Genomic DNA, 7,842 nt, shown 5'->3' on the forward strand with positions numbered 1-7,842 from the left:
TTTGTTTTCCGGCGCTTGCGCGGTCCGATGCGCTTCGCGACCGCATTTTTACAGGGTTTTCAAGTAAAAAAACAATTTTCGGCGGCAAAACTTTTTTTTGTTGAATGTGTTCGCTTCCGTGTGTTAACTTTCGCCCCGTTGTTGAGAAAACAACACCATCGAAATCCTGACATTCAGTGTTTCAGGGACAGCGGATTGAAACACTCCGCTGTTCGGGGCTGTCTGTCTGTTTTCCACAGCTGTGGAAAACCTGTGGAAAAAGATTTGCACTGCGGCTGAAGATCCACCCCCGCGCCCGGGTCGCCCTATTATGAAATTCTGGAACCAGGTCCTCTCCACCGTAGAAAAACACCTGAATCCCCAGTGCTTTGACACCTGGTTCCGCCCCATAGTCTATCAGGGGAGCGATAACGGCATCCTGCGTCTTCTGGTCCCGACCGAGAGTTTTCGCAAAGGGTTGCTGGAAAACTACTCCACCCTCCTGCTGAACGCCGCCGGCGCCATCACCCACGCCGCCTTCTCCCTGGAGATCACGGCCGAAAGCGCGCACGAAACCGAAGCGCCCCCCTGTGCGGCGGCGCCTGCCCAAAGCCCTGAATCCACGCCTTTTCTGATTCCGAAATACACGTTCGACACCTTCGTCGCCGGCGCCAGCAACCAGCTGGCCCACGCCGCCGCGCTCGCCGTCGGGGAACGCCCGTCCAAAGCCTATAATCCACTTTACCTGTACGGGGGGGTGGGCCTGGGTAAAACGCACCTGATGCACGCGATCGGCAACAGGATCCAGGCGCGCAACCGCTCCGTCCGCCTGGCCTACATGTCGTCGGAACGGTTCATGAACGAACTGGTCAACGCCATCCGCTACGACCGCACCATCCAGTTCCGGCAGAAATACCGGAACATCGACGTGCTGCTGATGGACGACATCCAGTTCATCGCGGGGAAGGAGCGGACCCAGGAGGAGTTTTTCCATACCTTCAACGCCCTGTACGACGGCCAGAAGCAGATCGTGATCACGAGCGACTGTCCCCCGAAGCAGATCCCCACGCTCGAGGAGCGGCTCCATTCCCGCTTCGAGTGGGGCCTCATCGCCGACATCCAGCCGCCCGACCTGGAAACCAAGCTGGCCATTCTCAGGAAAAAGGCGCATTCGGAGATGCCCAACCTCCGCGACGATGTCTCCCTCTTCATCGCGGGGGGCATCCGCTCCAACGTGCGCGAACTCGAAGGGGCCCTGACCCGGCTGAGCGCACGGGCCTCCCTCGACGGGCTCGACACCGCCGATATCGACCTCACCTACGCCAGGGAGGTCCTGCGGGGGTTCACGACCGAGGAGAACTCCGCCGTCTCCCCCGACGCCATCCTGCGGGCCGTCGCCTCCTTCTTCTCCCTGAAGCCGGCCCAGCTCAAGGCGAAAAGCAATTCCCGGCCGATCGCGGTCCCCCGGCAGATCGCCATGTACATCTGCAAGGAACTGACCCACCAGTCCCTGCCGCAGATCGGCAAGGATTTCGGGGGAAAGCACCACACGACCGTCCTGCACTCCATCCGCAAGATCGACTCGCTGCGTAAGAAGGATCCCGAGATTTCGGCCGCCGTCAACGAAATCGTCAAATCGCTGCGATAACCCCCCGCCTTCCCGCTTCGCCTTTCCCGATGCACGCTCTTGTCTCGCTCCCGTTGCCCCGCCGTTCGTTCCTTTTCCAAATATTTAATCAGGATATATACCCGTAGTAGAAGAATGTCCTGTGGATATGTGGAAAAGCCGTCGGGCCCCCGCACCGGTGCGGGGGCGGGCGGTGCAAAAAAGCGCCGCCCTCCTGTGGATATCGGGGGCTTTCTGTGGAAATGTCCGCTGCGGGCGAAATCCACAGCCCCTTCCACCGGGGGCGGCTGTGGAAAAACAGAGAAGTCTTTAATGAACGCGGATTTAGGGTGTGAATAGTCCGGTGGAAAAGGGCTCCTCGATTTCCCTTTTTTTTTGGGCCGCAATCGAACCGAAAGCTGTATAATCGCCATGGCGACGGCCAGTGTCTCTCTTCAAATCTGCAAGGAGCATCCTCGATGAAATTCACGGTGACAAGGAATTCGCTGCTCAACGAGCTCAACCTGGTCCAGGGGGTGATCGAGAAAAAGAGCACCATCCCCATCCTGTCCAATATCCTGGTGGAAGCCTCCGGCGAACACCTGGATATCGCGGCGACCGATCTCGACGTGACCATCCGCTGCGGATGCCCGGCCAGGGTGGACGCCGAGGGGACGACGACGATATCGGCCCGCCGGCTGTTCGACATCGTGCGCCTCCTTCCCGACGGCGCCGACATCGAGGTGTCGCTGCTCGAAAACGACTGGGTGGAGCTCCGCTCGGCCAGTTCCCACTACAAGATCGTGGCGCTCCCCAAGGACAACTTCCCCTCCATTCCCGAAGGGGCCCCCGTCGTCGCCCATATCCCCGGGAGCGTGCTGCGCGGCATGATCCAGCGCACGATGTTCGCCATCACCCAGGAGGAATCGCGCTATTCGCTCAACGGCGCGCTCCTGGCGCTGCTGCCCGACCAGATCCGCATGGTCGCCACCGACGGGCACCGGCTCGCGATGGTGAACCGCGCCATGGAGATTCCGGGGCTGGACGCCGAGACCAGATCGCTCATTCCGCGCAAGACCCTGGTCGAGATCCTCAAGCTGATCGGGGACCAGGACGCGGCCGTGGAGTTCGGGCGCGACGACAACAACCTCTTCTTCGGGGTGGGGGGCAAACGGCTCGTTTCCAGGGTGCTGGCCGGCCAGTTTCCCAACTACGAACTGGTGATCCCGCGCGAGAACGACAAGTTCGTCATCGCCTCGGCCAAGGCCTTCGGCGACGCCATCCGCCGGGCGGCGATCATGTCGGACGAAAAGCTGAAGGCCATCCGGCTCGCCTTCCGGAGCGGGGTCCTCGAACTGAGCGCCAGTTCGGCCGACGCCGGGGAATCGCGCGAGCAGCTCGAGGTGGAGTACGACGGGGCCCCCCTGGAAATAGGTTTCAACCCCGTCTACCTCCTGGACTTCGTCGGCGCGTGCGCGACCGATTCGATCTCGATCTCCATCAGGGATTCGGAAACCCAGGGGCTGCTGCGGCCGATCGGGTCCCCCGACATCGACTATCAATACGTGGTCATGCCCATGAAGTTTTAAGCGTGCGCCTGCGCCGGCTTCGACTCTTCAACTATCGCAACATCGGGGAGCTCGAGATCGACCCCGGGCCCGGCGTCACCCTCCTTTCGGGCCGCAACGGGCAGGGGAAGACCAACATCCTGGAATCGATCTATTTCCTGGCCTACGGGCGCAGCTTCCGCACCTCCACCCCCAGGGACTGCATCCGGCACGGGGAGACGGAATGCCGCATCGAGGGGATCGTCGAGCGCGGCAGCCTCGAGCGCACCCTCGGCGTCACGCTGCGGGGGGCCGAAAAGACCCTCTCGCTTTACGGCAAGCCCTCGCCGCTCGAGGAGTTCGTCGGCAACCTCCACCTCCTGGCCTTCACCCACGCCCACCTCGCCGTCGTGCGCGGCGGCCCGGCCGACCGCAGGGCTTTCCTCGACCGGGCCATGGCCTCCCTCTACCCCGGCCATGTCCGCTCCCTCGCCTCCTACGGGCGCGCGCTCAGGCAGCGCAACAGGGTGCTGGCCGAGATCGCCGCGGGCGCCCGCCCGGCCGATGCGGGGCTGCTGGAGAGCTGGGACGAGGCGCTGGTCGGGGAGGGGGCGCGGATCCTCGCCAACCGGCTGCGCTACGTCCGGCGCATGAAGAGCGAGCTGCCGGAGGGGCTCTTCGGTTCGGAATCGCTCAGGATGCACTACCTGTCGACGATCGGCGCGGAGGACCCGGCCCCGGCCCCCCTCGCCGACCTCTTCCGGCAGGGGCTCGCGCGCGCGCGCGCGCGCGACCTGCGGACGGGGACCACCTCGGTGGGCCCGCACCGGGACGACCTCAAGCTCTACGTCAACGGCAAATCGCTCGGGGAGTTCGGTTCGGCGGGACAGCAGCGCTCCAGCCTGCTGGCGCTCTATTTCTCCCAGATGGAGATCCACGCCAGGGAGCACGGGTTTTACCCCGTCTTCCTGGTCGACGACGCGGAAGCGGAACTGGACCAGGAGCGGCTCCACACGTTTCTGCACTACCTGGCGCAAAGGACGCAGACCGTTTTGACCTCGGCGAAGGACTTCCTGGTCCCTTCGCTGGGACTCGACCCCGTGCGGTACGAGGTGCGGGGCGGGCGTGTCCGGACCCCCGGCGCCGGGTCCGGTCCCGACCCCCGGTGATGACGTCCTAAGTTATAGACATAAAACAACTTAAATTAACAAAATAACCGATAAATTACTTCTTTTTTCGGGGTGCGCCGTGCTATACTTCATGGGTGTTTTTGGATGAAATAATTTGTTGGAAACAATAAGGTTGCATGGCTTTCGCGGACGGTTTCCACTCTCAATCGAATATCCGGCATGAGCGAAAATATTTTGCCTGCAGAAAATGAAAATGTCGGTGCGCCCGACGAAGGGATCCTCCCGGTGGAAAAATACGGCGCGGACCAGATCCGGGTCCTGGAGGGCCTGGAGGCCGTGCGCCTGCGCCCGGCCATGTACATCGGGTCCACGGGGGTCGAGGGGCTGCACCACCTGGTCTACGAGGTCGTCGACAACTCCGTCGACGAGGCCCTGAACGGGTACTGCACCCGCATCGAGGTGACCATCCACATCGACAACAGCGTGACCGTCGTCGACGACGGGCGCGGCATCCCGACGGACGAGTACGAGCAGACGGGCAAATCGGCCGCCGAGATCGTGCTGACGGTCCTGCACGCGGGGGGGAAGTTCGACAACGGGTCCTACAAGGTTTCGGGCGGGCTCCACGGCGTGGGGGTGAGCGTGGTGAACGCCCTGAGCGCGCGCATGGACGTTCAGATCTGGCGCGACGGGAAGGTTTTCGAGCAGGGGTTCGAGCGCGGCGTCCCGGTGACGGCATTCGTCCAGGCGGGCACCACCCGCCGGCGCGGCACCAAGGTTACCTTCCGGCCCGACGAGCGGATCTTCGAGACGCTGGAGTTCAGCTACGACACGATCGCCGCGCGCCTCAGGGAGCTCTCGTTTCTCAACAAGGGGCTGGAAATCGCCCTGGAGGACCTCCGCTCCGACCGCCGGGAGACGTTCCGATACGAGGGGGGGATCGCCTCCTTCATCGAATACCTGAACACGAACAAGAACGTGCTCCACCCCAAACCGATCCATTTCGAGACCCAGCGCGAGGACGTCATCGTCGAGGTCGCCATGCAGTACAACGACGGCTACAGCGAGACGATCTTCTCCTTCGCCAACAACATCAACACCCACGAGGGGGGAACCCACCTCTCCGGCTTCAAGGCCGCCCTGACGCGCACCGTCAACGCCTACGGCCAGAAGGAGGACCTGCTCAAGGACCTGAAGGAGAACCCCACCGGGGAGGACATCCGCGAGGGGCTGGTGGCCGTCATCAGCGTCAAGCTGAAAAACCCGCAGTTCGAGGGGCAGACCAAGACCAAGCTGGGGAACAGCGAGGTCCGGGGGCTGGTGGAGGCGGCGGTCAACGAGAGCCTGGGGGCCTTCCTGGAGCAGAACCCGGCGGTGGCGCGCAAGGTCCTGGCTAAGGGGATCGAAGCGGCGCGGGCGCGCGAGGCGGCGCGCAAGGCCAGGGACCTGACGCGGCGCAAGGGGGCGCTCGATACGGCCCTCCTGCCGGGGAAGCTGGCCGACTGCCAGGAGCGGGACCCGGCGCTGTGCGAGATCTACATCGTCGAGGGGGACAGCGCCGGCGGCTCGGCCAAGCAGGGGAGGGACCGCAAGTTCCAGGCGATCCTGCCGATCCGGGGGAAGATCCTGAACGTCGAGAAGGCGCGCTTCGACAAGATGCTGGGGAACGCCGAGGTCGCCACGATGATCTCCGCCTTCGGGACCGGGATCGGGAAGGAGGACTTCGCCACCGAAAAGCTCCGCTACCACCGCATCATCATCATGACGGACGCGGACGTGGACGGGGCCCACATCCGCACGCTCCTGCTGACCTTTTTCTACCGGCAGATGCCCGAACTGCTCGAGCGGGGCCACATCTACATCGCCCAGCCCCCCCTGTACGGGGTCCGGCACGGCAAGTCGGTCCGGTACCTGAAGGACGAGCAGGAGATGGACGACTTTTTGATGAAGCGGGCGACCGACGGCGTCGCCGTGACGGTGGAAAAAACGGGAACGCAGTACACCGGGGAGGGCCTCATCCGGGTGGTGCGCATGATGGGGGAACGCGCCGCCATCCAGGAAAAACTGAACCGGAAGCTGCAGCACGGGGAGCTGCTCGAGCGGCTGCTCGAGGCGATCGCCGGGGAGGGGGGGCTCTTCGACCAGGGGTTCAGCCTGCGCCAGCTGTTCGAGCAGAAGGAGCTCCTGGCCTCGCTCTGCCCCGCCCTCGAGGAGATCGGGTACGGGTGCCGCATTCTCGAGGACGAGGAGCACGGGCTGTTTTCGCTCGAGGTCGAGAACGGGGTCAGGGGAAACAGGGTCTCCCTGAACTGGGATTTTCTCTCCTCGGCCGAATGGCAGCGGGTGCTCGAGCTTTTCGCCGCCATGGTCCCCCTGGGGAAGCCCCCCCTGACCGTCAGGGAAAACGGGAACTGCGTGACGGTCCATTCGGGAGAGGAGCTCCTCCAGTACCTGCGCGCGCTGGGCAAGAAGGACCTGGCCGTGCAGCGCTACAAGGGGCTGGGCGAGATGAACCCCGGGCAGCTGTGGGAAACGACCATGAACCCCCAGACCCGCACGATGCTGAGGGTGACGATCGACGACGCCGTCCAGACCGACGCCATCTTCACCATCCTGATGGGGGACACGGTGGAACCGCGACGGCGTTTCATCGAGGACAACGCCCTGAACGTCCGAAACCTCGACATTTAGCAGCCGAAGGCGCCTGTTATGACCGAAGCTCTCGACAAGATCCCCGTAAACATCATCGACGAAATGAGCAAGTCCTACCTGGACTACGCCATGAGCGTCATCATCGGCCGCGCCCTCCCCGACGTGCGCGACGGGCTCAAGCCCGTGCACCGGCGCGTGCTCTACGCCATGCACGATCTGGGGAACACCCACGCGAAGCCGTACAAGAAGTCGGCCCGCATCGTGGGGGATGTGATCGGCAAGTACCACCCGCACGGGGACAGCGCCGTTTACGACACCATCGTGCGCCTCGCCCAGGATTTCTCCATCCGCTACCCGCTCGTGGACGGCCAGGGGAACTTCGGTTCCGTGGACGGGGACAGCGCGGCGGCGATGCGCTATACCGAGGTCCGGATGGAGCGCATCGCGGACGAGCTGCTGGCGGACCTCGAAAAGGACACGGTCGATTTCGGCCCCAACTACGACGACTCCCTCCGGGAGCCGCTGGTGCTCCCCGCGCGCTTTCCCAACCTGCTGGTCAACGGGTCGAGCGGCATCGCGGTGGGGATGGCGACCAACGTGCCGCCGCACAACCTCAACGAGATCATCGAGGCGACCATCCTCCTCATCGGGGACCCGGACGCCCCCCTCGACCGGGTCATGCAGTGCGTCCCCGGGCCCGATTTCCCGACCGCCGGATTCATCTACGGGCGCAGCGGGATCCGCTCCGCATACGAGACCGGCCGCGGCATCATCACGTTGCGCGCCCGGGCGGGGATCGAAAAGATGGCGCGCGAGCGCGAAGCCATCGTCGTGACCGAAATCCCCTACCAGGTGAACAAGGCCAGGCTGATCGAGCGGATCGCGGAGCTGGTGCGCGACAAGAAGATCGAGGGGATCAGCGACCTGC

Annotated in this window: 5 protein-coding genes; all 5 read left to right on the top strand. The window is 63.8% G+C overall.

Annotation, left to right across the window (positions count from 1 at the left end; all coding sequences use genetic code 11):
• Positions 1-310: 310 nt before the first annotated feature.
• Entirely contained in the window at positions 311-1,627 is a 1,317-nt protein-coding gene (gene dnaA, locus GXY47_05585; GenBank protein NLV30611.1) for a chromosomal replication initiator protein DnaA, read from the top strand.
• A 437-nt stretch (positions 1,628-2,064) separates the two neighbouring features.
• Positions 2,065-3,174: a DNA polymerase III subunit beta gene (gene dnaN / locus GXY47_05590; protein NLV30612.1), complete on the top strand. Its 1,110-nt coding sequence runs from the start codon at positions 2,065-2,067 to the stop codon at positions 3,172-3,174.
• Positions 3,175-3,176: 2 nt separating this feature from the next.
• Positions 3,177-4,301: a DNA replication/repair protein RecF gene (locus tag GXY47_05595; protein ID NLV30613.1), complete on the top strand. Its 1,125-nt coding sequence runs from the start codon at positions 3,177-3,179 to the stop codon at positions 4,299-4,301.
• A 180-nt stretch (positions 4,302-4,481) separates the two neighbouring features.
• On the top strand, positions 4,482-6,953 hold the full coding sequence (gyrB, locus tag GXY47_05600) for a DNA topoisomerase (ATP-hydrolyzing) subunit B (protein ID NLV30614.1): 2,472 nt from the start codon (positions 4,482-4,484) through the stop codon (positions 6,951-6,953).
• An 18-nt stretch (positions 6,954-6,971) separates the two neighbouring features.
• Positions 6,972-7,842, top strand: an 871-nt coding sequence (locus tag GXY47_05605; GenBank protein NLV30615.1) for a DNA gyrase subunit A, incomplete at its 3' end; no start/stop codon positions are given.

The sequence above is a fragment of the Acidobacteriota bacterium genome (genome assembly GCA_012729555.1).
Taxonomy (GTDB): Bacteria; Acidobacteriota; UBA6911; order UBA6911; family UBA6911; genus UBA6911.

Coding starts and splice junctions, on each gene's coding strand:
- dnaA (NLV30611.1), top strand. CDS start 311: ATGAAATTCTGGAACCAGGTCCTCTCCACCGTAGAAAAACACCTGAAT.
- dnaN (NLV30612.1), top strand. CDS start 2,065: ATGAAATTCACGGTGACAAGGAATTCGCTGCTCAACGAGCTCAACCTG.
- gyrB (NLV30614.1), top strand. CDS start 4,482: ATGAGCGAAAATATTTTGCCTGCAGAAAATGAAAATGTCGGTGCGCCC.